General features: G+C 73.1%; 23 protein-coding genes. 10 read left to right on the plus strand and 13 right to left on the minus strand.

The features are described from left to right. Nucleotides 1-152 precede the first annotated feature (152 nt). Together fdhD and O1G22_RS03855 are read right to left on the minus strand one after the other, a co-directional pair. Nucleotides 153-989 carry a formate dehydrogenase accessory sulfurtransferase FdhD gene (fdhD, locus tag O1G22_RS03850; protein ID WP_270079975.1) on the minus strand — a complete coding sequence of 279 codons (837 nt, stop codon included), beginning with the start codon at nt 987-989 and terminating at the stop codon, nt 153-155. Then, nucleotides 977-3,280: an FdhF/YdeP family oxidoreductase gene (locus O1G22_RS03855; protein WP_270079976.1), complete on the minus strand. Its 2,304-nt coding sequence runs from the start codon at nt 3,278-3,280 to the stop codon at nt 977-979. Before O1G22_RS03855 ends, fdhD begins: the two co-directional genes overlap by 13 nt. A gap of 149 nt (nt 3,281-3,429) precedes the next feature. Here O1G22_RS03855 and O1G22_RS03860 point away from each other — a divergent pair, with 149 nt between their 5' ends. Continuing rightward, nucleotides 3,430-4,692, plus strand: a complete 1,263-nt coding sequence (locus O1G22_RS03860; RefSeq protein WP_270079977.1) for a molybdopterin molybdotransferase MoeA — start codon at nt 3,430-3,432, stop codon at nt 4,690-4,692. Between the two features lie 246 nt (nt 4,693-4,938). Continuing rightward, entirely contained in the window at nt 4,939-5,310 is a 372-nt protein-coding gene (locus O1G22_RS03865; protein ID WP_270079978.1) for a thioesterase family protein, read from the plus strand. Between the two features lie 10 nt (nt 5,311-5,320). Here O1G22_RS03865 and O1G22_RS03870 read toward each other — a convergent pair whose 3' ends face one another. The 3 genes from O1G22_RS03870 to O1G22_RS03880 form a co-directional block, all read right to left on the minus strand. After that, nucleotides 5,321-5,683 carry an NUDIX domain-containing protein gene (locus O1G22_RS03870; protein WP_270079979.1) on the minus strand — a complete coding sequence of 121 codons (363 nt, stop codon included), beginning with the start codon at nt 5,681-5,683 and terminating at the stop codon, nt 5,321-5,323. A 106-nt stretch (nt 5,684-5,789) separates the two neighbouring features. After that, the gene (locus tag O1G22_RS03875; RefSeq protein WP_270079980.1) at nt 5,790-6,671 is read right to left on the minus strand and encodes a diacylglycerol kinase family protein; all 882 of its coding nucleotides are present in this window, start codon (nt 6,669-6,671) and stop codon (nt 5,790-5,792) included. A gap of 75 nt (nt 6,672-6,746) precedes the next feature. Further along, nucleotides 6,747-8,342 (minus strand): FAD-binding oxidoreductase, encoded by a 1,596-nt coding sequence (locus O1G22_RS03880; RefSeq protein WP_270079981.1) that lies wholly within the window; start codon nt 8,340-8,342, stop codon nt 6,747-6,749. Between the two features lie 114 nt (nt 8,343-8,456). On the opposite strand from O1G22_RS03880, the gene O1G22_RS03885 reads away from it, so the two are divergent. Next, complete coding sequence (locus O1G22_RS03885; protein WP_270079982.1) at nt 8,457-9,056, plus strand: TetR/AcrR family transcriptional regulator; 600 nt, start codon at nt 8,457-8,459, stop codon at nt 9,054-9,056. Then, the gene (locus O1G22_RS03890) at nt 9,053-10,636 is read left to right on the plus strand and encodes a glycerol-3-phosphate dehydrogenase/oxidase (protein ID WP_270079983.1); all 1,584 of its coding nucleotides are present in this window, start codon (nt 9,053-9,055) and stop codon (nt 10,634-10,636) included. Before O1G22_RS03885 ends, O1G22_RS03890 begins: the two co-directional genes overlap by 4 nt. A gap of 122 nt (nt 10,637-10,758) precedes the next feature. On the opposite strand, the gene O1G22_RS03895 is transcribed toward O1G22_RS03890, so the two are convergent. Continuing rightward, nucleotides 10,759-12,210, minus strand: a complete 1,452-nt coding sequence (locus O1G22_RS03895) for a WGR domain-containing protein (RefSeq protein ID WP_270079984.1) — start codon at nt 12,208-12,210, stop codon at nt 10,759-10,761. A 119-nt stretch (nt 12,211-12,329) separates the two neighbouring features. Then, entirely contained in the window at nt 12,330-12,986 is a 657-nt protein-coding gene (locus O1G22_RS03900; protein WP_270079985.1) for a TetR/AcrR family transcriptional regulator, read from the minus strand. 161 nt (nt 12,987-13,147) lie between these two features. Between O1G22_RS03900 and O1G22_RS03905 the strand changes: the two genes are divergently transcribed. After that, complete coding sequence (locus O1G22_RS03905; protein WP_270079986.1) at nt 13,148-13,933, plus strand: SDR family NAD(P)-dependent oxidoreductase; 786 nt, start codon at nt 13,148-13,150, stop codon at nt 13,931-13,933. Between the two features lie 17 nt (nt 13,934-13,950). Here the strand turns inward: O1G22_RS03905 and O1G22_RS03910 are convergent, their stop codons facing one another. The 5 genes from O1G22_RS03910 to O1G22_RS03930 form a co-directional block, all read right to left on the minus strand. Beyond that, entirely contained in the window at nt 13,951-15,555 is a 1,605-nt protein-coding gene (locus O1G22_RS03910; protein ID WP_270079987.1) for an ABC-F family ATP-binding cassette domain-containing protein, read from the minus strand. 765 nt (nt 15,556-16,320) lie between these two features. Continuing rightward, a complete protein-coding gene (locus O1G22_RS03915; RefSeq protein WP_270079988.1) occupies nt 16,321-17,310 on the minus strand; it encodes a threo-3-hydroxy-L-aspartate ammonia-lyase in 990 nt (329 codons plus the stop codon). Nucleotides 17,311-17,332: 22 nt separating this feature from the next. Further along, nucleotides 17,333-17,971 (minus strand): helix-turn-helix transcriptional regulator, encoded by a 639-nt coding sequence (locus O1G22_RS03920; RefSeq protein WP_270079989.1) that lies wholly within the window; start codon nt 17,969-17,971, stop codon nt 17,333-17,335. Nucleotides 17,972-18,086: 115 nt separating this feature from the next. Then, nucleotides 18,087-19,073 (minus strand): aldo/keto reductase, encoded by a 987-nt coding sequence (locus O1G22_RS03925; protein WP_270079990.1) that lies wholly within the window; start codon nt 19,071-19,073, stop codon nt 18,087-18,089. 195 nt (nt 19,074-19,268) lie between these two features. Next, nucleotides 19,269-19,973: an SDR family oxidoreductase gene (locus O1G22_RS03930; protein WP_270079991.1), complete on the minus strand. Its 705-nt coding sequence runs from the start codon at nt 19,971-19,973 to the stop codon at nt 19,269-19,271. A 237-nt stretch (nt 19,974-20,210) separates the two neighbouring features. On the opposite strand from O1G22_RS03930, the gene O1G22_RS03935 reads away from it, so the two are divergent. The 4 genes from O1G22_RS03935 (at nt 20,211) to O1G22_RS03950 (ending at nt 23,902) form a co-directional block, all read left to right on the plus strand. Next, on the plus strand, nt 20,211-21,320 hold the full coding sequence (locus O1G22_RS03935; protein WP_270079992.1) for a (4Fe-4S)-binding protein: 1,110 nt from the start codon (nt 20,211-20,213) through the stop codon (nt 21,318-21,320). Between the two features lie 498 nt (nt 21,321-21,818). Then, a complete protein-coding gene (locus tag O1G22_RS03940) occupies nt 21,819-22,619 on the plus strand; it encodes an SAM-dependent methyltransferase (protein ID WP_270079993.1) in 801 nt (266 codons plus the stop codon). A 106-nt stretch (nt 22,620-22,725) separates the two neighbouring features. Continuing rightward, the gene (locus O1G22_RS03945) at nt 22,726-23,082 is read left to right on the plus strand and encodes a hypothetical protein (RefSeq protein ID WP_270079994.1); all 357 of its coding nucleotides are present in this window, start codon (nt 22,726-22,728) and stop codon (nt 23,080-23,082) included. Nucleotides 23,083-23,398: 316 nt separating this feature from the next. Then, the gene (locus tag O1G22_RS03950; protein WP_270079995.1) at nt 23,399-23,902 is read left to right on the plus strand and encodes a hypothetical protein; all 504 of its coding nucleotides are present in this window, start codon (nt 23,399-23,401) and stop codon (nt 23,900-23,902) included. Here the strand turns inward: O1G22_RS03950 and O1G22_RS03955 are convergent. After that, entirely contained in the window at nt 23,851-24,108 is a 258-nt protein-coding gene (locus tag O1G22_RS03955) for a hypothetical protein (protein ID WP_270079996.1), read from the minus strand. The genes O1G22_RS03950 and O1G22_RS03955 overlap by 52 nt on opposite strands. Before the next feature lie 193 nt (nt 24,109-24,301). Here O1G22_RS03955 and O1G22_RS03960 point away from each other — a divergent pair, with 193 nt between their 5' ends. Next, nucleotides 24,302-25,780, plus strand: a complete 1,479-nt coding sequence (locus tag O1G22_RS03960; RefSeq protein WP_270079997.1) for a glutamate-cysteine ligase family protein — start codon at nt 24,302-24,304, stop codon at nt 25,778-25,780. Nucleotides 25,781-25,815: the final 35 nt, after the last annotated feature.

The raw sequence follows: 25,815 nt of genomic DNA on the forward strand, positions 1-25,815 counted from the left end.
CCCCCCGAGCTGGGGGTCCCCCGCGCGAGCACCCTTCGCGCGTGAGGGAGTCGGCGATCGACGACAACGCCGCAGATGTGCGTGCCGGCCCCCGCCTCTCCGACAGGATCCGCCGGACAGGCCCTAGGACCGCCGGCCTGCGCGGGGAACGGTCAGCTCACCGGCTGGGCCGCGAGGCGTTCGGCGCCGGTGTAGACGTTCATCGAGGTGCCGCGCAGGAAACCGACGAGGGTCAGCCCGCTCTCGGCAGCCAGGTCCACGGCCAGCGAGGAGGGCGCGGAGACGGCCGCGAGCAGCGGGATCCCGGCCAGTACGGCCTTCTGCACCAGCTCGAACGAGGCACGCCCGCTGACCATCAGCACGGTTCCGCGCAGCGGCAGCAGCCCCGAGCGCAGGGCGTGTCCGACGACCTTGTCCACGGCGTTGTGCCGGCCCACGTCCTCGCGCAGACACAGCAGCTCGCCGTCGGCCGTGAACAGGCCGGCCGCGTGCAGTCCGCCGGTGCTGTCGAACACCCGCTGGGCCGCCCGCAGCCGCTCGGGCAGCGCGGCGAGCAGCTCCGGGCCCACGCTCAGCGGGTCCTCGGCCACCGACCATCTCCGCACCATGCGCACCGCGTCCAGGCTGGCCTTGCCGCACAGGCCGCACGAGGAGGTGGTGTAGAAGTTCCGCTCCAGCGACGCGGTGGGCAGGGCCACCCCGGGGGCGAGGCCCACGTCGACCACGTTGTAGGTGTTGCCGCCGTCGGCCGTGGCGCCCGCGCAGTAGCGGATCCCGGTCACGTCGCCGGCGGCGTGGACGACGCCCTCGCCGACCAGGAACCCGGCCGCGAGGTCGAAGTCGTCGCCCGGGGTGCGCATGGTCACGGTGAGCGGGCGGCCGCCGACGCGGATCTCCATCGGTTCCTCGGCGGCCAGGGTGTCCGGCCGGTGCGCGGCCGCTCCGTCGCGGATGCGCAGCACCCGCCGTCGTACGGTCACTCGCCCCATGACGCCGCTCCGCTCGCGGGCTCCAGCCGGATCAGCACCCCTTTGGACGTGGGTGTGTTGCTGATGTCCGCGACGCTGTCGAGCGGTACCAGGACGTTGGTCTCGGGGTAGTAGGAGGCGGCCGAGCCACGGCTGGCGGGGTAGGCGACGACACGGAAGCCCTCCGCCCGGCGCTCGCGTCCGTCGTGCCACACCGCGACCAGGTCCACCAGGTCGCGATCGGCGAACCCGAGGGCCTTCAGGTCGTCGGGGTTGACGAGCACGACCCGGCGGGCGTTGTGGATGCCGCGGTAGCGGTCGTTCATCGCGTACGGGACGGTGTTCCACTGGTCGTGGGAGCGCAGCGTCTGGAGCAGCAGATGTCCCTCGGGGATGTCGGGCATCGTGAAGTCGTTGCGGGTGAAGACGGCCTTGCCGCTCGGGGTGCGGAAGACGTACTCGTTGACCGGGTTGGGCAGCCGGAAGCCGCCGGGCCGGGCCACGCGGGCGTTGAAGTCCTGGAAGCCGGGGACGACGCGGGAGATGCGGTCGCGGACGGTGCCGTAGTCCGCCTCGAAGTCCTCCCAGGGGATGTCCGGGGTGTCCCCGAGGGTCCTGCGGGCCAGCCGGCTGATGATGGCGACCTCGCTGAGCAGGTGCGGGGAGGCGGGGTCCAGCTTGCCGCGGGAGGCGTGGACCTCGCTCATGGAGTCCTCGACGGTGACGAACTGCTCGCCGGCCGCCTGGACGTCCCGGTCGCTGCGGCCGAGGGTGGGCAGGATGAGGGCGGTGTCGCCGCAGACTGTGTGGGAGCGGTTGAGCTTGGTGGAGATGTGCGCGGTGAGCCGGCAGCGCCGCATCGCCTCCTCGGTGACGAGGCTGTCCGGGGTGGCCCGGACGAAGTTGCCGGCGACGCCGAGGAACACCTTGGCGGTGCCGTCGCGCATGGCCCGGATGCTGTCGACCGAGTCCAGGCCGTGCTTGGTCGGCGGGGTGAAGCCGAACTCGCGCTCCAGGGCGTCGAGGAACGACTGAGGCATCCGCTCCCAGATGCCCATGGTGCGGTCGCCCTGGACGTTGCTGTGCCCGCGCACCGGGCACACGCCCGCGCCCGGCCGGCCGACGTTGCCGCGCAGCAGAAGGAAGTTGACGACCTCGCGGATGGTGGGGACGCCGTGCTTGTGCTGGGTGAGTCCCATGGCCCAGCAGACGATGATCTTTCCGCTGCGCAGCACCTGCTCGTGGACGGCCTCGATCTGCTCGCGGGTCAGGCCGGTCGCGGCGAGGACGTCCTCCCAGGCGGTCTTCCGGGCGTGGTCGGCGAAGTCGGCGAAGCCGGTGGTGTGGGCGCTGATGAACGCGTGGTCGAGGACGGTGCCCGGGCGCTCGTCCTCGGCCTCCAGCAGCAGCCGGTTGAGGGCCTGGAACAGGGCGAGGTCGCCGCCGGGGCGGATCTGCAGGAACTGGTCGGCGATCGCGGTGCCGCGGCCGATCACCCCGCGCGCCCTCTGGGGGTGCTTGAAGCGCAGGAGCCCGGCCTCGGGCAGTGGGTTGACCGCGATGACCTTGCCGCCGCCCCGCTTGGTCTCCTCCAGCGCGGACAGCATGCGCGGATGGTTGGTGCCCGGGTTCTGTCCGACGACGAAGACCAGGTCGGCGGTGTGGATGTCGTCCAGCGAGACGCTGCCCTTGCCGATGCCGAGCGTCTCCATCAGCGCTGAACCGCTCGACTCGTGGCACATGTTGGAGCAGTCCGGCAGGTTGTTGGTGCCGTAGGCGCGGGCGAAGAGCTGGAGCAGGAACGCGGCCTCGTTGCCCACCCGGCCGGAGGTGTAGAAGAGTGCCTCGTCCGGCGAGTCCAGCCGGCGCAGTTCCCCGGCGAGCACCTCCAGCGCCTCGTCCCAGCCGATGGGTTCGTAGTGCTCGGCGCCGGACCGCTTGATCATGGGCTCGGTGAGCCGGCCCTGCTGGTTGAGCCAGTAGTCCGACTTGGCGCCGAGTTCGGCGATCGAGTACTGGCGGAAGAAGTCGGTGGTGACGCGGCGCGTGGTGGCCTCGTCGTTGATGTGCTTGGCACCGTTCTCGCAGTACTCGTTGAGGTGCCGCTTGCCCGCCGCGGGCTCGGGCCAGGCACAGCCCGGGCAGTCGATTCCCTTGGCCTGATTGATGTTCAGCAGGGTCAGCACGGTGCGGCGTACCGAGGTCTGTTCCAGGGAGTACGCCAGCGCGTGGGTGACCGCCGGAACGCCGGTGGCCCAGCGCTTGGGCGGGGTGACCGACAGGTCGTCTACGGGGTCCTCGATGCCGCTCATGGTCCGGCAGCATCCGCCCTGTCACGCAGGGAAGTCAAAGAGGTGCTTTCAATGAGCTGATAAGCGGCGGTTATCACATAGGCGGCCCCTATCGGCCGACAAAAAGTCCCTCTTTGACTTCGCCGGACACCCGTTCGACGATGATCCGCATGACGCCATCCCGGACGGACCCGGCCGACGGCACGGCACCGCACGCCTCACACGCCCGGCCGGGCTCGCCGCGGGCCGCCCGGGACTGGGAGCGGGCCCGCTCGATCGCCCGGTCCTGCGCCGGGCAGCCACTGCCCGCCGTCCCCCGCACCCTCGCCGACGCACTCGGCCACGCGCTCGCCGAACCGCTCGTGGCACTCACCGATCTGCCGTCGTTCGACACCGCCGCGATGGACGGCTGGGCCGTGGCCGGACCGGGGCCGTGGCGGCTGAGCGGCGCCGGAGTCCTCGCCGGCGAGGAGCCCGGTCCGCTCGCCCCGGGCACCGCCGTCCCCATCGCCACCGGCGCCCCGGTACCGCCGGGCGCCACCGCCGTACTGCGCAGCGAGCACGGGGCGGTGGACCCCGGGCAGGACCTGCTGTACGACCGCTCCCCCGGGCCGGTGTGCGCGGGGCGGGACATCCGGCCGCGCGGCCAGGAGTGCCGCTCCGGCGAGCCGCTGCTGCCCGCCGGCAGCACGGTGACCGAACGCGTCCTGGGCCACGCGGCGGCGGCCGGGTACGACCGGCTGACCGTCCATCGCCGCCCGAGCGTGGAACTGCTCGTCCTCGGCGACGAGTTGCTGGAGCATGGTGTGCCGCGCGGCGGACGGGTCCGGGACGCGCTCGGCCCGCTGCTGCCGCCGTGGCTGCACGGCCTCGGCGCCGAGGTGATCGGCCGGCACCGGATCGCGGACGACCTCGGCCCGCTCCGCGAGGCCGTGCGCCGCTCTCCCGCCGACGTCGTGATCACGACCGGCAGCACCGCCGCGGGACCGGTGGACTTCCTGCACGACACGCTCCGGTCGGTGGGCGCCCGGCTGCTGGTCGACTCCGTGGCGGTACGGCCGGGCCATCCGATGCTGCTCGCCGAGTTGCCGGCCACCGCCGACGGCCGGGCGCGCCGGCTGGTCGGACTGCCCGGCAATCCCCTGGCCGCGGTGGCCGGCCTGGTCACCCTCGCCGAGCCGCTGCTGCGTCACCTCGGCGGCCACCGCGACCCCGGTCCGGTCCGGCTGACGGCCGCCGCCGCTCTGCCGGGACACCCGTGCGACACGCGACTGCTGCCGGTCTTCACGGCCGGGCAGGAGGTGACCCCGCTGCCGTTCGACGGCCCGGCGATGCTGCGCGGCCTGGCCCTGGCGGACGCCCTCGCTGTGGTGCCACCGGGCGGTGTGGTGGCCGGGGCCACGGTGGAGGTACTGGAGCTGCCCGGCCGGTGAGGCCGCGGTCGTCGGACGGCACACGGCCGGCGCACGAGAACGAACGGACTCGGGCGCGGGTGGCGGCACGCGGCGGCCCGCGCGTGCGGACCACGGGCTCTCCCCGCGCGGTGCACCGCCCTGCGCCCGGTCGACGGGGCCCCGTTCTCCACCGTGCGGGCGGGGCCGGCTGGTGGGGACGGCGCGGGCGGCGGCCGGCGACACCGTCGTACGGCGGCCCGGGGCCGTCGGGGCTAGCGTGAGGGCATGCGTCATGAGGTGACCGTTGCCGACACGGCGGACGCGGTGGGCAGCGGTGATGTGCCCGTGCTGGCCACGCCCCGGCTGATCGCCTGGCTGGAGGCGGCCACCGTGCGGGCCGCCTCTCCCTTCACCGGGGCCGGTCAGACCACCGTCGGTACCGAGGTGCGGGTCCGGCATGTGCGGGCCACGCGGGTGGGCGGCCAGGTGGAGGTGAGCGCGCGGCCCCTGCCCTCCACGACGGACCGGCGGCTGACCTTCCTGGTGCGGGCCGTCGACGGCGCGGGCCGGCTGGTCGCCACGGGCGAGATCGACCGGGCGGTCGTGGACCGGGACCGCTTCCTGGCGCAGGCGCCCGACCCGGCGGCCGATCGCTGACCGGCGCGTGTCACACCGGCGTGTGACCCTCGATGTAGGCGCGTACGACGGCTGGGAGATCGGCGTCGGTGGTCTCGGCGGGGAGAGCCCAGCGGAGTTGTTCCGGGGCGAGTCGGGCCCCGTCGGAGGGGGTCTCGCTGAGCAGTTGGCAGATCACGGCCGTGGCCCCGTCGTCCGGGGCGAGGCTCTCGGTGCCGTCGACGAGGTAGCCGGTGAGTTCGTAGACGACCCGCGCCGCGGTGGCCTCGGCCGGCTCGGCCGGTCCGGGAGTTCCCGACGGCAGTCCCCAGCCGTCGCCCTGCTCCGCGAGCAGCAGCCGTCCGTCGTACAGGACGAGTGCCTGCACCACTCCCTCGGCGGGCTCCAGCGTCATGACCGACCAATCCCTCCCCGGCGCGTACGGCCCGGTTCTCCTCCCCTACCCAGGGCCGTGCAGTCATGCACCGACCTGTGCCATTTCCCGATCGACGAGCTGAGGGTCAGTACAGCACCGGCAGGTCTCCCGGCCGCACCCGCACGGTCACCGGCAAGGTGGCCTCGACCTCGCCGTCGGCGCCGTAGTAGACGGGCCGGGTCGCCTCGATGCGCAGTTCCCGGCCGCGCAGGACACGCACCTCGGGACGGTGGACGTGGCCGCCGGTCTTCAACTCGTTCATGAGGGCGAAGAACAGCCGGCGCGGTGCCTCGCGGATCATCACGACGTCCAGCAGTCCGTCGTCGACGCGTGCGCCGGGGGCGATGAGCCGACCGGAGCCGTAGTAGGGGGAGTTGGCCGCTACGACGGTGTAGCCGCGGTGGGTGTGGTCCTCGCCGTCGACGGTGACGCGGTAGTCGGCCGTGCGCCAGGTGGTGACGGCGCGCAGGCCGCCCGCGTAGTAGGAGGCCGCGCCGCGCAGCAGCCGGGCGTGGTTGGCGTGCCGGTTGGCGACGGCGTCCACTCCGGCGTAGACGCTGCCCAGGACCACGGTGCGGTCGTGGACGGCCGACTCCACCTCGATGGTGTCGACCGGCCGGGGCTCGGCGTGGAGCAGGAGGGCGGCGAGGGCGGCCGGGTCGGAGGGCAGGTTCAGGGCGCGGGCGAAGTCGTTGCCGCGTCCCGCGGGCACCAGGCCGAGGACGGTTCCGGTGCCGCTCAGCGCGCCGCCGATGCCGCCGGCGATGCCGTCGCCGCCGACGGCCAGGACGATCCGCCCGCGCTCGCCGGCCCGGCGGGCGATGTCCTGGGCGTGGGCCAGGCTGTGGCTGTACTCCGTCTCCAGTCCGGCCCCGGCCTCGCGCAGCAGCCGGGCCAGGTGCAGCAGGGTCGCCGCCGCGGTGGAGCCGCCCGCGGTGGGGTTGACGACGGCGGTGAACTGTCGCATCGGTGTGCCTCCGGGGCGGTGACGGGGAGCGGCGGACGGTGTCGGGGTACGGCGCTGAAGGGATGGTGGGCCGGGTCAGTGGATGGGAGGCAGCAGGACGCCCGGGTTGAGCAGGCCCTCGGGGTCCAGTCGGCGCTTGACCGCGCGCAGGGCGGAGATGCCGAGGGGGCCGGCTTCACGGACGTACCAGTCGCGGTGGTCGGTGCCGACGCCGTGGTGGTGGGAGATGGTGCCGCCGGCGGCGAGCACGGCCTCGTTGGCGGCGTGCTTGGCGGGCTCCCAGTGGGCGACGGGGTCCTCGCCCTGGGCGCTGACGACCGTGAAGTACAGGGAGGCGCCGTTCTCGTACACATGGGAGATGTGGCACATCACCAGCGGCGGGGTGCCTGACTGGGTGAGGGTGTCGGTGAGCGCGGTGCGCACGGCCGTGTGCAGGTCGGGGATGCGGGACCAGAAGGCCGCGGTCTCCAGGGTCTCCGCGAAGGCGCCGACGTCGAGCAGCGCGTCGCGCAGGTACGGCGCCGAGAAGCGGCCGTGGGCCCAGCGTTCGCCCGGTTCGGTGCCGACGAGGGTGCCGCCGCAGGCGGTGAGGACGGCGGCCGCCTGCTGCCGGCGCCGTTCGGTGTCCTCGGCGGTGCCCTCGTAGCCGGTGATGGCCAGGCAGCCGGCCGCGCTCTGGCTCAGGTCGCCGCCGATGGAGTCGGGCTGGGCCAGGCCGATGAGGGTCTCGGTCTCGTCGGACAGGCGCAGCACGGTCGGCCGGGGTCCGTCCTGGGCGAGCCGGCGCAGGGCGGCGGCGCCCTCTTCGAACGAGGCGAACCGCCAGCCCTCGTAGACGCGGACCTCGGGCAGCGGGCGGATCCGCACGGTCACGGAGGTGATGACGCCGAACGCGCCCTCGGAGCCGAGGATCAGCTGGCGCAGGTCGGGTCCGGCGGCGGAGCGCGGGGCGCGGCCGGTCTCGATCGTGCCCTCGGGCGTGGCGAGGGTGAGGCCGAGGACCATCTCGTCGAAGCGGCCGTACCCGGCGGACGCCTGGCCGCTGGAGCGGGCCGCGGCGAAACCGCCGATGGTGGCCCACTCGAAGGACTGCGGGAAGTGCCCGAGGGTGAAGCCGTGTGCGGCGAGCAGGGCCTCGGCCTCGGGGGCGCGCAGGCCGGGCTGGAGGACGGCGGTGCGCGAGACGGGGTCGAGGTCGCGCAGGCCGTTCATCCGGCGCAGGTCGAGCGCGATGAACGCGCTGCGTTGCGGGGCGAGTCCGCCGACGACCGACGTGCCGCCGCCGAAGGGCACGACGGCGAGGCCGTGTGCGGAGCAGGCGCGCAGGACGGCGAGGACGTCGTCGTGGGAGCCGGGCAGGACGACGGCCTGCGGGACGTCCGTGACGTCTCCGGCGCGGATGCGCAGCAGGTCGGGGGTGGACTTGCCGCGGGTGTGCCGGATGCGGCTCTCGCCGTCGGTGCGGACGTACTCCTCGCCGCCGACGGCCTCCGCAAGTGCCTTGAGCGCGCCTGGAGTTGCGGTGGTTGCGGGCAGGCGGACGTCTTCGAGGGCGAGGGCGGGGGTGGTGCGGGGCTTGACGCCGAGCAGGTCGCGCAGCAGCCCGGTCACCGAGTCGGGCAGGGGTGCCGCCTTGGCCGGGTCGCCCCAGCCGTTCCACAGCATGTCCATTGAACGGTCGTCCTCACAGGTCGGTGTGCTCGGTTCGCGCGACGGCCCGGCTCGGCCGTGCCCGGGGGCGGTCGGCTGCTTCCGTCCGGACCCTGGGGCGTTACACTGTGACACATGACGCCTATTCGTCACAACGGTTCGGACAATGATCACGTCCTCGACGCGGTACGCGACTGTGTGCTCGCCGTCGGAGTCCGCCGCACCACCCTCGCCGACGTGGCCCGCCGCGCCGGTGTCTCCCGGATGACGCTGTACCGGCGCTGGCCGGATCTGCGTACCCTGGTGGGCGATCTGATGACCCGTGAGTGGATCGACGTGGCCACCCGGGCCATCCCCGAGGCGGCCGACGTCACCGACGCGCGCTCCCGGATCGTGGACGGACTGGTGGCGGGGGTGGAGGCGTTCCGGGCGCACCCCCTCTTCCGCAAGATCGTCGACGTCGATCCGGAGCTGCTGCTGCCCTATGTGCTCGACCGGCGCGGAGCGAGCCAGGAGGCACTGCTGGCACTGCTGGCCGGCGCGCTGCGCGAGGGCCACACGGACGGGTCCGTGCGCCCCGGTCATGTCGAACGGCAGGCCCGCACACTGCTGTTGACCGTGCAGTCGTTCACCCTGTCCCTGCGCACGATGACCGACGAGGACGATCCGGAGCTGGACTCCACCGCGTTCCTCCGGGAGCTGCGCACCCTCCTGGAGAGGACCCTCACGCCATGAGCGACACCAAGGCCGGCACCGGCGCGTCCCTCGGCGCACAGCGACGGACCCGGGAACTGACCGAGGCCACGGACGGCAGGGTGGTGGACGTCCTGGTCGTCGGCCTCGGCGCCACGGGTGCGGGAGTCGCGCTGGACGCGGCGGCCCGCGGGCTGGACGTGGTCGCGGTGGACGCCCACGACCTGGCCTTCGGCACCTCCCGCTGGAGCTCGAAGCTGATCCACGGCGGGCTGCGCTATCTGGCCTCCGCACAGTTCGACGTCGCGCACGAGAGCGCGGTCGAGCGCGGGGTGCTGATGACCCGTACGGCTCCGCACCTGGTGGCCGCCCAGCCGTTCGTCCTGCCGCTGACCCCGCTGGTGTCCCGGGGCCAGGCCTCGCTGGCGTGGGCGGGGTTCCGCGCCGGGGACATGCTGCGGCTGGCCGCCCGGACCCCGCGGCAGGTCCTGCCCGCCCCGCGTCGGCTCACGGCGACGGAGGCCCGGCATCTGGCGCCCTCGGTGCGCCCGGCCGGGCTGCGCGGCGGGCTGCTGTCCTGGGACGGCAGGGTGACCGACGACGCCCGGCTGGTCACCGCCCTGGCCCGGACGGCCGCCGCGCACGGGGGCCGGATGCTGACCCGGGTCCGCGCGCTGGAGCTGACCGGCAGCGGCGCCCGGATCCGCGACGAACTCACCGGCGAGGAGGGCGAGATCAAGGCCCGCGCCGTCATCAACGCGAGCGGGGTCTGGGCGGGCGACCTCGTCGAGGGCATCCGGATCCGGCCCTCCCGCGGCACCCATCTGGTCCTGCGCTCGGAGCGGCTCGGCGCCCTGCCGGCTGGCCTGCACATCCCGATCCCCGGCGAGACCAACCGCTTCGTGCTGGTCCTGCCCCAGGGCGACGGCCGGGTGTACGTCGGCCTCACCGACGAGCCGGTCGAGGGCGGCATCCCGGACGTCCCGGAGGTGCCCGAGACCGACATCGGCTTCCTGCTGGACGTCCTCGGCTCGGTACTGGACACTCCGGTGACCCGGGACGAGGTCGTCGGCGCCTTCGCGGGCCTGCGGCCCCTGCTGGACACGTCCGGACACGAGGGCGGCGACGGCGCTCCGGCCCGCACCTCCGACATCTCCCGCCGGCACGCGGTGCTGACGTCCCCCGACGGTGTCACGACGATCGTCGGCGGCAAGCTCACCACGTACCGGCGGATGGCGCAGGACGCCGTGGACGCCGCGACCGCCGGCCGGGGCTTGCCCGCCGTTCCCTCCCCCACCGCATCGCTGCCGCTGGTCGGCGCCGCCGCGCCCGCCCGGCTGCGCGCCCTGTCCGCACCGCCCCGCCTGGTCCGCCGCTATGGCACCGAGGCCGCGTCCGTCCACGCCCTCGCGGCCGAGGACCCCGCCCTGGCCCAGCCGGTGCTGCCGGGCCACCCGGTCACCCGGGCCGAACTGCTGTGGGCGGTCCGGCACGAGGGCGCCCTGGACGAGTCCGACCTCCTGGACCGCCGCACCCGCATCGGCCTGGTACCGGAGGACCGCGCCGAGGCGCTCGCGGTGGCCCGGGAGGTACTGGAGCGGGAAGCGGCCGTACGCCCCTGAGCGGCCGCCCGGCGCAGGACGGCCGGTCTCGGGGTGCGTCACCCTTCCTGACGCGGGAGGTGCCGGCGCAGGCGGCCGTACGGTCGTGGACCGTCGGCCGGGGTGGGCCGTTGCGTGGTGTGTCACAGCAGGCGGCGGATGTCACCTCGCACGCGGTAGAAGCCGCCGGCCGCCGGGTGCAGGGCGTCCACGACGTAGCGGGCGCCCGGCTCGCGTATCGCGCGCGGGAACTGGACGTTCCAGGAGGTGTCGTAGCCCTCGGACACCACATGCACCCGCATCCGGCCGCCCTCCTGGACGCACTGGACGACGACCGCTCCGGCGGGGGCCTGGGTGACGGTGGTGACCGCGGCGACGGCGGTGGCGGGGGCGTACGTCGGCAGGGCGGCGGCGAGTTTGACGTCCCGCGCCACCGGCACCGTGCCCTGCTGGGCCGCCGAGATGGCCGCCTCGCTCGCGTCGACGCAGACCAGTGAGCCGTCGGTCGTCACCAGGTACAGCCGCTCGTCGCGGTACTGCATCGACAGCGCCGAGCCGCCGCCCGTGCCGAGCTTCCACAGGCGCGTGCCGTTGTGGTCGAAGCAGTAGACGGAGGAGGCGGAGTCGCCCGCGAAGACGAACCGGCCGCCCGGGGACGTGGCGCACGAGTACACCGCGCTGTCGCAGGCATACGTCGCCTCGATCGTGCCCGTCGCCTTCGACAGCCGCTGGACCACCCGGTGTCCGGTGCCCGCGTAGACGGCGTCGTCCTCCTGCCAGCCGAACAGCACGCTGCCCTTGGTGGCCGTGTGCCACAACTCGCCGCCGCCGTCGGGCGCGTAGGCGGTCACGCCCCGGTGGTGGCCGTGGTAGACGGCCCGGTCGTCGGCACGGACCATCCAGGCGTGCTCGCCCTGGCTGCGGCGGGCCCACTGGTGCTCGTCCTCGTGGTCGATGACGGTGAGCCGGCCCGCGCGGTCGGAGACGTTGAGGATGCCCTCGTGGATGTCCAGCCAGAAGATGTCGACGTCGGCGGCGATGTCGTACGCGGCGAACGGCAGCTTGGAGGACAGGTCGTAGACCTTGCCGTCGTCGCAGCCGGCGTAGATCCAGAAGTCGTCGGCGACGAGGCACTTCACACCGTCCGGCAGGCTGAACCGGGCCAGCAGGGCGCCCTCGTGGTCCAGGGTGTAGACGTCACCCGACTGATTGCCCACCCAAGCGCGGTCGTCGTCGACGTGGATGCCGAAGGCGGCGGAGCCGGTGCGGAAGCGCCACAGCACGGGCGCCACCGCCCGCGCGGTCGACGGGGCCGAGGTGACCTGACGCCGGGTCACCGCGCGCGGGGCACGCTGCCCCTGGACGGCCGGGGCGTATCCCTTGCGGACCTTCTCACCCACCTTCTTCGCGGCGGCGGCCTTCGCCTTCTCCGCGGTCGGGAACGTCGTGGTCTGGGTCTGCCCGGCCGCGCCGATCCTGCCGTACCGCACCGTCACCACCAGGCCGTCGACGGTCACCTCGTAGAACTTGTGAGCACCGCCGCCCTCCTGCGACAGCTCCAGATACGTCGTCGACACCGCGGACGCCGTGGACATGGCAGACCCCTCCCGAGGACGGACCCGCGGCCGTTCCGGCAGGTCCTCTCACTGATCACACCGTAGGGCCGACCACTGACAACGACCCGGACCCACGGCTGCGACGGACGGAGCCGGTCCTACTCCCCTGCCGACGCGCCCATGCCGCCGACCAGTTGGCGCAGGCAGTCGATCGCCAGGGCGGCCGGGGAGCCCTCGCCCGTGACGCCGGCGTCCGTGTCGGCCCAGGTCTCCAGGGCGATGCGGATGGCGTCCGTGGCCGCCGCCGCGATCAGGCGTACCCGCATCGCTTCGAGACGCCCGTCGGCGAGGCGGGCGACGACCGGGACGAGGCGTTCCTCGGACTCCTGGTTGACGCGGTACCACACCGCGCGCAGCGCGGGGTCGTCGGCGGCGGCCCGCAGCAGGCCACGGGTCCGCAGCAGCGCCTGTGCCGCGTTCTCGTCCGGTGCCGCGAGCGACTGTTCCACGGCCGTCTCCAGCGCCCGGGACAGCCCGGTACCGGGCTCGGCCGCCTCCAGCAGGGCCCGCCAGCGGTCGGCTCCGGCGGCGAGCAGCGGGCTCACGGCGTCCTGCTTGGAGCGGAAGTACCGGTAGAAGGTCCGCAGCGCGACCCCGGCGTGCCGGGCGATCTCCTCGGCCGTCGTCGCGTGCGGGCCCTGTGCGGCGAAGAGCTCGGCCGCCGCTTGTGCGATGTCGAGCTGGGTGGCGGCCTTGCGGCGCTCGGTCAGGGAGACGGGCGGCGCGCTGCTCGCCCGGGACGGCTTGGTGCTCACCCCAGAAGGGTACGGCTCGCCACCCTTGGACGGCACGTAATGACGTGATGGCAAAATGTGTCACCTAGGCGTAACGTGAAGCGTATGGGGACGTCGGCGGGCAAGCGATCCGGCGTCGCGTAGGCCTCGCCGCATCCCGGCGGGGCGGGCAGGAGTGAGACATGAACCGCTACGAAGGCCGCCGCGCGCTGATCACCGGGGGTGGCTCGGGCATCGGCCAGGCCACCGTGCTGCGCCTCCTCGCCGAGGGCGGCACCGTCGTGGCCGCCGACGTGAGCGAGCGGGGCCTGAAGGACACGGCGGACAAGGCGGGGGCGTACGCGGACCGCCTGACCACGCTCGTCGTGGACATCGCCGACGAGACCTCCGTGCGCGAGGGCGTCGCCGCCGCGGTCTCCGCGCTCGGCGGCCTGGACGTGCTGGTCAACGCGGCCGGGATCCTGCGCTCCTCGCACACCCACGACACGAGCCTCGCGGACTTCACCCGCATCGTGCAGGTCAACCTCGTCGGCACCTTCCTCGTCATCCGCGAGGCCGTACCGGCGCTGCTGGCGGGCCGGGACGCGGCGGTCGTCAACTTCAGCTCCACCTCGGCCGTCTTCGCGCACCCCTACATGGCGGCGTACGCGGCGAGCAAGGGCGGGATCCAGGCCATGACCCACGCCCTCGCCGCCGAGTACGCACAGCGGGGCATCCGCTTCACCGCCGTCCAGCCCGGCTCCATCTCCTCCGGGATGACCGACGGCAGCGGCGCCAGCGGGCAGAGCACCGGGCCCGGATTGCCCGCGGACGCCGACATGACCCTGTTCGCCAAGCTCTCCCCGGCGCTCGGCCAGGGGTTCGCCGGCCCGGAGACGGTGGCCTCCGTGGTCGCCATGCTCGGCTCGGAGGACGGCCGGTTCATCACCGGCACCGAGGTCCGCGTCGACGGCGGCACCCACTTCTGAGGACCTTCGGGCCGGTGTCAGGCGAGGGTGACCAGGTCGCGGTAGTCCTCGCTCCACAGGTCCTCGGCCGCGTCCGGCAGGAGCAGGACGCGGTCCGGGCGCAGGGCGTCGAGGGCTCCCTCGTCGTGCGTGACCATCACGATCGCGCCGGGATACGAGCCGACGGCGGCCAGCACCTCGTCGCGGGAGGCCGGGTCGAGGTGGTTGGTCGGCTCGTCCAGCAGCAGGACGTTCGCCCCGGAGTGCACCAGCCCGGCCAGCGCCAGCCGGGTCCGCTCGCCGCCGGACAGCACGCCCGCGGGTTTGCCGGTGTCGTCGCCCGTGAACAGGAAGGCGCCCAGGACGCGTCGTGCCTCGCCCGTGTCCAGGTGCGGCGCGGCCGCGGTCAGGTTCTCCAGGACCGTGCGATCGGCGTCGAGCGTCTCGTGTTCCTGCGCGAAGTAGCCGAGGCGCAGCCCGGGTCCGTGCACCACCCGTCCGGCGTCCGGCCGTTCGGTGCCGGCGAGCAGCCGCAGCAGGGTGGTCTTGCCCGCGCCGTTGAGCCCGAGCACGACCAGCCGGCTGCCCCGGTCCACGGCCAGGTCCACTCCGTCGAGGACGCGGTGGCCGCCGTAGGACTTGGCGAGGCTGATCGCGCCGAGCGGCATCCGCCCGCAGGGCGCGGGTTCGGGCAGCCGGATCCGGGCGGTCCGCTCGGTACGCCGGGCCGGTTCCAACTCGGCCAGCATCCGGTCGGCACGGCGGGCCATGCTCCGGGCCATGGTGGCGGTGGCGGAGCGGGCCTTCATCCGGTCGGCCTGCGCGTGCAGGGCGGCGGCCTTGCGTTCGGCGCTCGCCCGCTCCCGGGTACGGCGCCGCTCCTCCGCCTCCCGCCGGCCGGTGTACGCGTGCCAGCCGGTGTTGTGAAGGTCGATCGCCGCCCACGTGGCGTCCAGGTGGAAGACGCGGTTGACGACATCGGCGAGCAGGGTGGTGTCATGGCTGATGACGACCACCCCGCCCTGGTGTGCTTGCAGAAAGGCACGCAGCCAGGCGAGCGAGTCGGCGTCGAGGTGATTGGTCGGCTCGTCCAGCAGCAGGGTGGCGTCGGCGCCGCCGAACAGGATGCGGGCGAGTTCCACGCGCCGCTTCTGCCCGCCGGACAGCGCGCCGACCGGCTCGGCCAGCACCCGTTCGGGCAGCCCGAGTCCGGCCGCCACCCGGGCCGCCTCGGCCTCGGCCGCGTAGCCGCCGCCCGCCTGGAAGGCGGCGTCGGCGCGGGCGTAGGCGCTCATGGCGCGCTCCAGGGCCGCGGGGCGGGCCGCGTCGGCCATCGCCCGCTCGGCCGCGCGCAGTTCGCGCAGCGCGGTGCCGAGACCGCGGGCGGACAGGATGCGGTCGGTGACCGTCAGGGCGGGGTCGGCGGCACGGGAGTCCTGGGCGAGGAAGCCGACCGGCCCGGTGTGCGTGATCGTGCCGGCGGCGGGCCGGGTCTGTCCGGCGAGCGCGGTCAGCAGAGTGGTCTTGCCCGCGCCGTTGCGGCCGACGAGGCCGATCCGGTCGCCGGGAGAGACGGTGAAGGAGACGCCGGAGAGCAGCAAGCGGGCGCCGGCGCGCAGCTCGACATCACGGACGGTGATCATGGGGAACGCTCCGAAATAGCAAGAGGACACACTTCTGGCGTGGAAGCGGGTCCTCAGCTAGGAAATTCGGGGCGTCGACATGCGGTCACGGTAACCGGCGTACTCCGAGCGGCGCATGTGCTTTTCCGGCACCGCTCCCCTGGCCCTGAGTGAACGCGGGCAGAACGGCGACGATCCGGGCGGCCTCGGTGCGCTCAGGCAGGCCGTGGTGGTCGGAGTACCCCGCTACGAGGTGTCGCATGGAGCGGCCGATCGGTCCGGCTCCGGTGAGCAGGGTCCGGGGCAGGGTGACCGGATCGACGCCCGGGCGTGGGACGCGCGGGTCGTCGGGGAGGAAGGAGGCCTGTGTCGCCGCCCGTGGGTACGCCGACGCAGCCGGGTGCGCCGGCCACTCCCATGCCGGTGAAGGCGCGCGTCTCCGCCGCGCGCCGCGGGGTGGGCGAAACCGGACAGGTCCATGACCTCCGCGGTCCGTTCGGCGATGCTGTGCGCCCGTCCGTACGCCTCGTCCCACCGGAGGGCCACGACTGGGCCGAGCTCTGGACTCGACCGGAGCGAACCGGCCACGTACGGCGGCTGCGCCGGCCGCGCACTGCCGTGCAGGCGGCCGCACACCGGGCCCTTCGGCCGACACCGACGGCTCCGGCCGCCGCCGAGCTCCGACCGTCACAGCCCGCCGGCGGTCACCGACCCCTCCGGCCCCGCTCCGGCCTCCACCCCTACCGCCCTCACCGACCCCACCAACAGTCACCAGCCCGCCGCCCATCAGCCACCCAACAGCTCGGTGAACCGCGCGGTGTCGATGTTGCCGCCGGAGGCGATGACGCCGATGCGGGGCGGGCGGCCGGCGATGTGGGGCGGGCAGGCCTCGGCGCGGCTCGTCAGGAGCGCGGCCAGGCCCGTGGCGCCGCTCGGTTCGAGGACGATCTTCAGGCGTTCGAAGGCGAACCGCATGGCGGTGATGATCTCCGCGTCGCTGACCAGCGCGATGTCGTCGACGAGGCGCTGGTTGACGGCGAACGTGATCTCGCCGGGCGTGGGCAGGGCCTGTCCGTCGGCGATCGTCCGGGGCACGGGCAGGGTGACGCGGGTGCCGCTCTCCAGCGAGCGCCTGGTGTCGTCCCCGGCCTCGGGCTCCACGCCGACCATCCGGATGCCGGGGTGCAGCGCCTTGGCGGCGGTGGCGCTGCCGGCGATGAGTCCGCCGCCCCCGACGGGCACGACGAGGACGTCCAACGGGCCTGTCTCCTCCAGGAGTTCGAGGGCCGCGGTCCCTTGCCCGGCGATGACATGGGGGTGGTCGTAGGGCGGGATGAGAGCGAGCCCGCGGTCCTCGGCCAGGGCCTCGCCGAGCGCGGTGCGGTCCTGGGTGTAGCGATCGTAGGTGACGATCTCCGCGCCGTACCCTTCCGTCGCCGCACGCTTGGAGCGGGGGGCGTCCTCGGGCATCAGGATGACGGCGCTGGTGCCGAGTTCGCGGGCGGCGAGGGCGACGGCCTGGGCGTGGTTGCCGGAGGAGTAGGCGGCGATGCCCTTGGCCCGCTGCTCCGGGGAGAGCTGGGCGGCCGTGTTGTAGGCGCCGCGGAACTTGAAGGCGCCGACCCGCTGGAAGTTCTCGCACTTGATGAACACCTCCGCGCCGACAAGGGAGTTCAGCGTGCGCGAGGTGAGGACCGGGGTGCGGTGGGCGATGCCTTCGAGGCGTGCTGCGGCGGCACGGACGTCGTCGAAGGTGACGGGCGAAACGGCGGCCATGGCGTGATCCTCTCCCGGTGTGTCATTTCGCGTAGTTGTAGACGGTGGCCCGGGAGACGCCGAGCAGATCCGCGATGGTCTGCGCCGCGTCACGCGAGTCGAAGTAGCCGTCCTGGTAGAGCTGCCGTACGAGCGTCTTCTTGTCCTCCCGGCTCAGTGACCGGGGAGGGGCGCCACGCTGCGCGGAAAGCGTCTCCACTGCCTGCCGGAGTTCGCGGGAGGTGCGGTCGCGCAGGGTCTCCAGCGGGCGGTCACCGTGCGCGGTGTCGGTGGCGACGAGATTCGACAGGGCGAGCGTCACGGGTGACAGAACGGAGATGTCGAGGTTCAGGCACAGTGCCGCGACGTACTCCCCCGCGGCGTTCTTGATGCCGATGGACGTGCTCTTCGCGGGGCGGCCGTCCGGGAAGCTGTTGGGGTAGTTCTGGATGACGCTGGGGTAGTCCGGGTCGGCGATCCTTGCCAGCCCCAACTCCGTTGCGGAGTCGCCGACCTGACGGCCCGAAAGGTTATTCTCGATCACCCGGATCGCGTGCCGTGGATCCCGCAGATCGTGCAGCACGACCTCGCACAGCCCCGGGAACATCCGGCCCAGGGCGACGGCGATCTTCTCGGCTTCCTGGATGAGGTGCTCGTCCGAGCCCGTCTCCACCTCGCTCACCCACCTACCCGGCCACGGCTTGGACTGATTATCCAATCCTGTACATGGAGTCTAAAAACACTGACGCCCGTCTGTCCAGGTGCTGGGCAGACGGGCGTCGGGCCGGCGGCCGGACTCAGTGGCCGCTGATACCGCGGGGCATGTACGGCTGCTCCAGTTCCCCGACCTCGTCGTCGGTGAGCCGGAGGTCGAGCGCGGCGAGCGCGTCCTGGAGGTGGTGCGGCTTGGTGGCGCCGACGATGGGGGCGGTGACACCGGGGCGGGAGGCCACCCAGGCGAGGGCCACCTGGGCCCGCGGGACACCGCGGCGCTCGGCGATCGCCGCGACCGCGTCGACGATGCGCTTGTCGTCGGACTGGTAGAGGGTGCGGCCGTAGGCGTCCGTCTCACCGCGCGCGCTGCTCTCGTCCCAGTCGCGGGTGAGCCGGCCACGGGCGAGCGGGCTCCACGGGATCACACCCACGCCCTGGTCGGCGCAGAGCGGCAGCATCTCGCGCTCCTCCTCGCGGTAGAGGAGGTTGTAGTGGTTCTGCATGCTGACGAACTTCGTCCAGCCGTGCAGCTCGGCGGTGTGCTGCAGTTTGGCGAACTGCCACGCGTACATCGAACTGGCCCCGATGTAGCGCGCCTTGCCCGCCCTGACGACGTCGTGCAGCGCCTCCATCGTCTCCTCGACCGGGGTGTGGGGGTCGAAGCGGTGGATCTGGTAGAGGTCGACGTAGTCGGTGCCGAGGCGGCGCAGACTGTGGTCGATCTCGGTCATGATCGCCTTGCGGGACAGCCCCGACCGGTTGGGGCGCTCGCTGCGCGCCGCGCCGTCCGCCACCGCGAAGAACACCTTGGTGGCGATCACGACGTCCTCGCGCCGGACCATCTCCCCGAGCGCCTTGCCGACGATCTCCTCACTGGTGCCGGCGGAGTAGCTGTTGGCCGTGTCGAAGAAGGTGACCCCCGCGTCCAGCGCCTGGCGGATGAGCGGGCGGGACGCGTCCTCGGGCAGGGTCCACGGGTGCGGACCCCGGTCGGGGACGCCGTAGCTCATACAGCCCAGCGCCAGACGCGAGACCTCCAGACCGCTCGTGCCGAGCTTGACGTACTCCATGGTTCGGTTCCCCTCGTCGGTGTGGTCCCGCCGGCGCGCCGGGGCGCGTGTCCGAGGACGGGCGGGCCTGCTCCGTGAGCACGACCATGATCGTATCGAGGCGTGTACGGCGACGGGATCAGCGGATTCCCGCGAGCGGCCGGGAGACGCACCCCCGGCCCGTCGGTCCGCAGATGGCCTGCGCGGCGCGGCTCGCTACCCGGCGAGCTGCGGGTACAGCGCCGCCAGGTCTCCGGAGAGCCCCGCCTTCACGTTCCGGGTGATGTCGTCCGCCAGCACCTCGTGCGCGCCGGACTCGACGCCGTCGAGGGCCAGGGCGGCGACGGCCCGCGGGGTCGACTTCGGCGCGTCGACGGCCGCGGTCATGTCGGTGTCGATGTAGCCGACGTGCAATCCGGTGACCGCGATGCCGCGTGAACGCAGCTCCAGCCGCAGGGAGTTGGTCTGGGACCACAGCGCGGCCTTGGTGGCGCTGTAGGACCCGGCCACCCCGAGCCAGGAGAGCACGGAATGGACGTTGAGGAGGTGACCGCCGCCGTTGCGCTCGATCAGCGGGGTGAAGGCCCGGGTGACCAGCAGCGGTCCGTAGAAGTTGGCCTCGAACTCCCGTCGTACGACGTCGAGGTCGGCGTCGAGGAAGGAGGTGGCGCCGAGCGAGACGCCGGCATTGTTGACCAGCAGGGTGACGTCCTGCGCCTGCGCGGCCGCGGCCTCGACGGATGCCGGGTCGGTGACCTCCAGGGCGAGCGGCACGGCGTCCGGGTGCGTCACGGTGCGCGGGTCCCGGGCCGTGGCGTACACCTTCGCGGCGCCGCGTGCGTAGAGCTCGTCCACCAGCGCCTTGCCCAGGCCGCGGCTGCCGCCGGTGACCAGGGCGACCGAGTCCTTGATCGCGGTCATGTCCATCTCCAAGGGGGTTCAGGGGACGCCGGGAACGACATCCGTAGGGAAACCGAGGACGGAGGCCGCGAACGGAGCGGAAACCGATCGGTTTCACTCCACCGTAAACCGATCGGTTTCCGGCTTCAAGTGGGACCGCCGGGCGGACGCGCGGATCCACGGAGTCGCACCTTGCCGTCACCCCCTACGACCCCTCATAGTAAGTTTGATTTTCCAACTCATCAGGGAGGTGTCGGTATGAGCGAGCAGGACACGGCCGGGGCCCCGGGAAGCCGGAGGCTGTCCGCCCGGCTCGCCGCCCATCCGTCCGTGCGGGCCGTCCTGGCCTCGCGCGCGGCCGGCGCACCGGCGCCGCGGCCGCCGGTGATCGACGCGGACTGGCTGCGCGCGCTGTGCCTGGAGGCCGGTGCGGACGACGCGGCGGCGGTGAGCCTGGACCACCCCGATCTCGCCGGGGAGCGGGAGCACGTCCTGGCCGCCCTGCCGGGGACTCGCTCGCTGGTCTCGCTCATGGTCCGCATGAATCGCGACAACACGCGCTCACCCGCGCGCAGCGTGGCCAACCAGGAGTTCCACCAGACCGACGAGCAGGTCAACGCCGCCGCCCGCACGGTGGTCCGGGCCCTGGAGGACGCCGGCCACCGGGCGCTCAACCCGTCGGCCGGCTTCCCCCAGGAGATGGAGCGCTTTCCCGGCCGTATCTGGGTCGTCGCCCACAAGACGGTCGCCGTGGCCGCGGGGCTGGGCGTGATGGGCCTGCACCGCAACGTCATCCACCCCCGGTTCGGGAACTTCGTCCTGCTCGCCACCGTGCTCGTGGACGCCCCGGTCAGCGCCTACGGGCAGCCGCTGGACTACAGCCCCTGCGTGGACTGCAGGCTGTGCGTCGCCGCATGCCCGATCGGTGCCATCGGCAAGGACGGCTCGTTCGACGCACTGGCCTGTACGACCCACAACTACCGGGAGTTCATGAGCGGGTTCACGGACTGGGCGCAGACCGTGGCCGACAGCACGGACGCCGCCGACTTCCGCGCCCGGGTCACCGATCCCGAGAACGCCTCCATGTGGCAGAGCCTCGCCTTCAAACCCAGCTACAAGTCCGGCTACTGCCTGGCCGTCTGCCCCGCCGGCGAGGACGTCCTGGGCCCGTACCTGGACGACCGCAAGGCCTATCTGGAGACCGTGCTGCGCCCCTTGCAGGAGAAGCGGGAGACTCTCTACGTACTGCCGGGCTCCGACGCACAGCGGTACGCCGAACGCCGTTTCCCGCACAAGCCGACGAAGGAGGTCTCCGGCGGCTGGCGGCCGCCTGCCCGCCGCAGCCCGGATTCGACCGACACGCGCTGAGCACCGGATTCCTCCGGTCGGTCGCGTCACCCGGCCGGACCGGCTCCGCTGGCCCCGGCGCGGCCGGCGGTGGATGGTCGGAACAAGATCGGTGAGTCGATGCTTCGTCCGGCCGGTCTGCGAGTCGTCCCTCCATGTCTGCGACGAGGCGGGCGACCCACCGGGGGGCGGGGAGCAATCAATCCATGCGCTCGGGTAGTTCCCCGCCCCGTCGGATCGCCGGGGCGCCGCCATCGCCGGGCCCCGCCGCAGGGAAGCGGATCACCGGGTGGGTGGCCGTCCGGGGACGTGACCTAGTGTCGACGCCGTACACCACTTGATCGCCTCGGGGTCAGTACGCCGGCCGGGGTGCCCTCAATGACGCCCTGTCCGGCGGCGAGCACGAGCAGAAGAGCGGCCCGCACCGGAACTGTGGTCACTGGCGGGGAAGTTGATATGGGAAGCTTTGGCCAACCGTTGACGGACCGAGGCCGTGACGGTCGTGGAGAGGAGCACAGCGTGACTCAGGACGGCGGCCCGGCCGTGCAGATCGACACCAGCAAGCCGCATCCCGCGCGGATCTACGACTACCTCCTGGGCGGCAAGGACAACTACGAGGTGGACCAGCGGGCGGGCGACCAACTGGCCGCGGCGGCGCCCGAGGTGTGGATCTCCGTGCGGGCCAACCGGGCCTTTCTGCACCGTGCGGTGCGGTACGTCGTCGACAACGGCGTCCGCCAGATCCTCGACATCGGCACCGGGCTGCCCACCTCGCCGAACGTGCACGAGGTCGCCCAGGAGCTGGCCGACGACGTACGCGTCGCCTATGTCGACAACGACCCGATCGTGAAGGCGCACGCCGACGCGCTGCTCAGCCGGGCCGGCACGACCAGCATCGTGCTCGCCGACCTGCGCGATCCGCAGTCCGTCATCGATCACCCCGAGGTCCGCCGGATCATCGACTTCGGCCGGCCGGTCGCCCTGTTCCTCGTCGCCATCCTCCACTTCATCCGCGACGCGGACGAGCCCGAGCGGATCGTGGCCACCCTGCGTGACGCGCTCCCGGCCGGCAGCTTCCTGGTGCTCTCGCACGCGACGGGCGACTTCGCCGACGACCGCAGCGACGCCGAGGCCGTCTACAACAGCGCGACGGCCACCATGAACCTGCGCTCCCGCGACCGGGTCGAGCGGTTCTTCGACGGTTTCGACCTGGTCGAACCCGGCCTGACCCAGGTCCCGTTCTGGCGCCCGGACACCACCCCGCCGGCCGGTTCCGAGGCGATCGGCTTCTACGGCGCGGTGGGCCGTAAAACCGTGTGAGTCCCGTCCGAGTCCGGCACAGGGTCGAACCCATACCGGACCGGACACACGAACCGTCGCCGAGGAAGCGGTCAGGACCGGCACCTGTGCGGGCGTACAGGTGCCGGTGCTGCTGCACGGACAGACCGTCATCGACTTCGCGCTCGGCGAGGAATCGCCGGGCATGCCCCCGACGGCCGACTCGGTCGTGCCGTGGTTCTCGGTGTCCAAGCTGCCGGCCACGCTCGCCTTCGCCATCGCCCGGGCCATCGCCCGGGCCTTCGCCCGGGCCTGGGCCCGGGCCTGGGAGCTGGGTCTGCCGAGCCCGGACGACCTGGTACGGGACCATCTGCCGGAGTTCACCGGAGTCGGCCGGACGCCGTCAGGGTCCGGCCTCTGTGGAGCCACACCGCGCCGCTCCGGGCCGCCGACCGGGCCGCGGACGACGCCTTCGAGCAGGGCTGGGACGCGCTGGTCGCGCTGATCTGCGCCGCCGACGCCGACGCCGACCCCGACCGGATTCCGGGGCAGCGGGCCGGGTATCTCGGTCACGTCCCGGGGCAGCGGGCCGGGTATCTCGGTCACGCCCGATACCTGCTCCGCGGGGAGGTCGTCGCGCGACGCAGCGGCTCAGCCTTCGCCGACTTCCTGCGCACCGAGATCACCGGGCCGCTCGGGCCGACCGCCACGCTCGGCGGCCCGCCCGGCGCCTGGGCGGTGCAGGTGCCGTACCTGGGCCCCGCCGCGCTCGGGGCCGGCCTCGCCCTCTTCGACGTGGCCCAGGGGTACCCAGCACCTGCATGGCCGGCCCCTTGGCCGAGGCCGCCGTCGCCGCCGAGGTCGTCCGCACCGGCGGCCTGCACCGCGACCGGCGGCTGCTGCGCGAGGAGACCTGCGCGGCCTTCGTGCGCGACCAGCGTCCGGCGGACGTGATGGACGAGACGATGGAGGTCCCCCGTGCGCTGGGGGCTGGGGGCTGGGGGCTGGGCCTGATGCTGGACACGTTCGACTTCGGCCGGCCTTGTTCGCCGCGCGCCGTCGGCCGTACCGGAGGCAGCGCCTGCCCGGTCCTGACGGATCCGGACACCGGCCTGACGATCGCGGCCCACTTCGACGGCAACGCCTCGCTCACCGACCGCGTCCGCCGGGACCACGCGCTGTGCACGGCGGTCTGCACCGACCTCGGCCTGACCCGGCCGGACGCCCAGGACGCGACCACCTGGCCCCGGCCCAGGACCCATCTGAGCGAGCCTCACCGAAGGGGGCGGCGGACGGGTGTGCCGCGCCGGTGGCGAACGATGTGAACGCCGGGCGTGCCGAACTGGTCGACCGGCAGCGCCACCAGGGTCCGTGCACCGGCCTGGCCGAGGACGGCCCGAGGCGGTTCGCCGAGCGCGTCCGGGCGGGCGAGGGCCGCGTCGCCCGCCGCGATGCCGGGCAGGCCGAACCGCCGGGGCGCGATGCAGAGCACGGCGCGCAACGCGGTCGCGACGGTGCGGTCGGCGGCCATGCCACGGCCGGGACCCCGACGGCGGCGACGGCCCCGGCCACCGGCCCCTCCACTCCTCCAGGATCCGCAGCGGCCCCCGTCGGCCCGGTACTGGATCCGTCCGCCCGGTGCGGGGACCGTCCGCTTGGTGGCCCTCGCGCGATGGTGCGACGCTGGTGGAGAGGTCGCCGCCGAGGGGACTGCTGGAGGGCCGATGGGCCGCGACGTCCCGGCGCTCGTCTTCACCCGCGAGGACCGCCGCCGGTACCGGATCAAGATGCACGCGTGCCTCGACGCGCTGGCGCAGATGCTGCGCGACGAACGGTTCGAGTCCGAGCGGCCCCAGGTCGGCCTGGAGATCGAGCTGAACCTGGTGGACGACAGGGCCGAGCCCGCGATGCGCAACAGCGACGCGCTGGAGGCCATCTCCGACCCCGCCTGGTCCACCGAACTGGGCCGGTTCAACCTGGAGATCAACGTCCCGCCCCGGCGACTGACAGCGGGCGGACCCGACGCGTGGGAGAGCGAGATCCGGGCCGCGCTGAACCACGCCGACGAGCGGGCCAGATCCATCGGCCCCCACCTGATCATGATCGGGATCCTGCCCACGCTGCGCCAGGAGGACATCGGCGAGGATTCCCTGTCGGAGAATCCCCGCTACCGGCTGCTCAACGACCAGATCTTCGCGGCCCGCGGTGAGGACCTGCGCATCGAGGTGGACGGCGTCGACCGGCTGCGGACGTACGCGGACACGATCACCCCGGAGGCCGCGTGCACCAGCACCCAGTTCCATCTCCAGGTCTCCCCCGAGGAGTTCGCGCCCTACTGGAACGCGGCGCAGGCGATCGCCGGGGTCCAGGTCGCGCTGGCGGCGAACTCCCCGTTCCTGTTCGGCAAGGAGCTGTGGCACGAGACCCGTGTCCCGCTGTTCGAGCAGGCCACCGACACCCGCCCGGAGGAGATCAAGGTGCAGGGCGTACGGCCCCGGGTGTGGTTCGGGGAACGGTGGATCAACAGCGTCTTCGACCTGTTCGAGGAGAACCTCCGCTACTTCCCGGCTCTGCTCCCTCTGTGCGACGAACAGGACCCGGCCGAGACCCTGGACCGCGGCGACATCCCCGACCTCGGCGAACTCACCCTGCACAACGGCACGATCTACCGCTGGAACCGTCCCGTCTACGCCGTCTCCCACGACATGCCGCACATCCGGGTGGAGAACCGGGTGCTGCCCGCCGGTCCGACCGTCGCCGACACGCTCGCCAACGGCGCCTTCTACTACGGCCTCACCCGGGCCCTGGTCGAGGAGGACCGGCCGGTGTGGTCGCGGATGTCGTTCGCGGCCGCCGAGGACAATCTGCACACCGCCGCCCGGCACGGCATCGAGGCCCTGCTGTACTGGCCCGGCATGGGTGAAGTCCCGGTCCCGGAACTGGTGTTGCGCCGACTGCTGCCGCTCGCCCACCAGGGTCTCGCGCTGTCCGGTATGGACGAGGCGTGGCGGGAGCCGCTGCTCGGCGTCATCGAGCAGCGCTGTGTGACGGTGCGCAACGGCGCGGTGTGGCAGAAGGAGATGTGCCACCGCCTCGACGCCACCACCCGCGCCGGCCGCCATGAGGCGCTGCGCCGGATGACCATGCTGTACATCGACTACATGCATCTCAACGCCCCGGTCCACACCTGGCCGGTGGAGTGAACCGGCCCGGCCGGCGCAGGTGCGGCCGGCGCGGG

This window comes from Streptomyces camelliae (assembly GCF_027625935.1).
Taxonomy (GTDB): Bacteria; Actinomycetota; Actinomycetes; order Streptomycetales; family Streptomycetaceae; genus Streptomyces; species Streptomyces camelliae.

Coding starts and splice junctions, on each gene's coding strand:
- O1G22_RS03895 (WP_270079984.1), bottom strand. CDS start 12,210: ATGTCCACGGCGTCCGCGGTGTCGACGACGTATCTGGAGCTGTCGCAG.
- O1G22_RS03925 (WP_270079990.1), bottom strand. CDS start 19,073: ATGGAGTACGTCAAGCTCGGCACGAGCGGTCTGGAGGTCTCGCGTCTG.
- O1G22_RS03915 (WP_270079988.1), bottom strand. CDS start 17,310: ATGGCCGCCGTTTCGCCCGTCACCTTCGACGACGTCCGTGCCGCCGCA.
- O1G22_RS03930 (WP_270079991.1), bottom strand. CDS start 19,973: ATGACCGCGATCAAGGACTCGGTCGCCCTGGTCACCGGCGGCAGCCGC.
- fdhD (WP_270079975.1), bottom strand. CDS start 989: ATGGGGCGAGTGACCGTACGACGGCGGGTGCTGCGCATCCGCGACGGA.
- O1G22_RS03860 (WP_270079977.1), top strand. CDS start 3,430: ATGACGCCATCCCGGACGGACCCGGCCGACGGCACGGCACCGCACGCC.
- O1G22_RS03960 (WP_270079997.1), top strand. CDS start 24,302: ATGGGCCGCGACGTCCCGGCGCTCGTCTTCACCCGCGAGGACCGCCGC.
- O1G22_RS03890 (WP_270079983.1), top strand. CDS start 9,053: ATGAGCGACACCAAGGCCGGCACCGGCGCGTCCCTCGGCGCACAGCGA.
- O1G22_RS03855 (WP_270079976.1), bottom strand. CDS start 3,280: ATGAGCGGCATCGAGGACCCCGTAGACGACCTGTCGGTCACCCCGCCC.
- O1G22_RS03955 (WP_270079996.1), bottom strand. CDS start 24,108: ATGGCCGCCGACCGCACCGTCGCGACCGCGTTGCGCGCCGTGCTCTGC.
- O1G22_RS03885 (WP_270079982.1), top strand. CDS start 8,457: ATGACGCCTATTCGTCACAACGGTTCGGACAATGATCACGTCCTCGAC.
- O1G22_RS03950 (WP_270079995.1), top strand. CDS start 23,399: ATGGCCGGCCCCTTGGCCGAGGCCGCCGTCGCCGCCGAGGTCGTCCGC.
- O1G22_RS03880 (WP_270079981.1), bottom strand. CDS start 8,342: ATGGACATGCTGTGGAACGGCTGGGGCGACCCGGCCAAGGCGGCACCC.
- O1G22_RS03905 (WP_270079986.1), top strand. CDS start 13,148: ATGAACCGCTACGAAGGCCGCCGCGCGCTGATCACCGGGGGTGGCTCG.
- O1G22_RS03935 (WP_270079992.1), top strand. CDS start 20,211: ATGAGCGAGCAGGACACGGCCGGGGCCCCGGGAAGCCGGAGGCTGTCC.
- O1G22_RS03865 (WP_270079978.1), top strand. CDS start 4,939: ATGCGTCATGAGGTGACCGTTGCCGACACGGCGGACGCGGTGGGCAGC.
- O1G22_RS03875 (WP_270079980.1), bottom strand. CDS start 6,671: ATGCGACAGTTCACCGCCGTCGTCAACCCCACCGCGGGCGGCTCCACC.
- O1G22_RS03870 (WP_270079979.1), bottom strand. CDS start 5,683: ATGACGCTGGAGCCCGCCGAGGGAGTGGTGCAGGCACTCGTCCTGTAC.
- O1G22_RS03910 (WP_270079987.1), bottom strand. CDS start 15,555: ATGATCACCGTCCGTGATGTCGAGCTGCGCGCCGGCGCCCGCTTGCTG.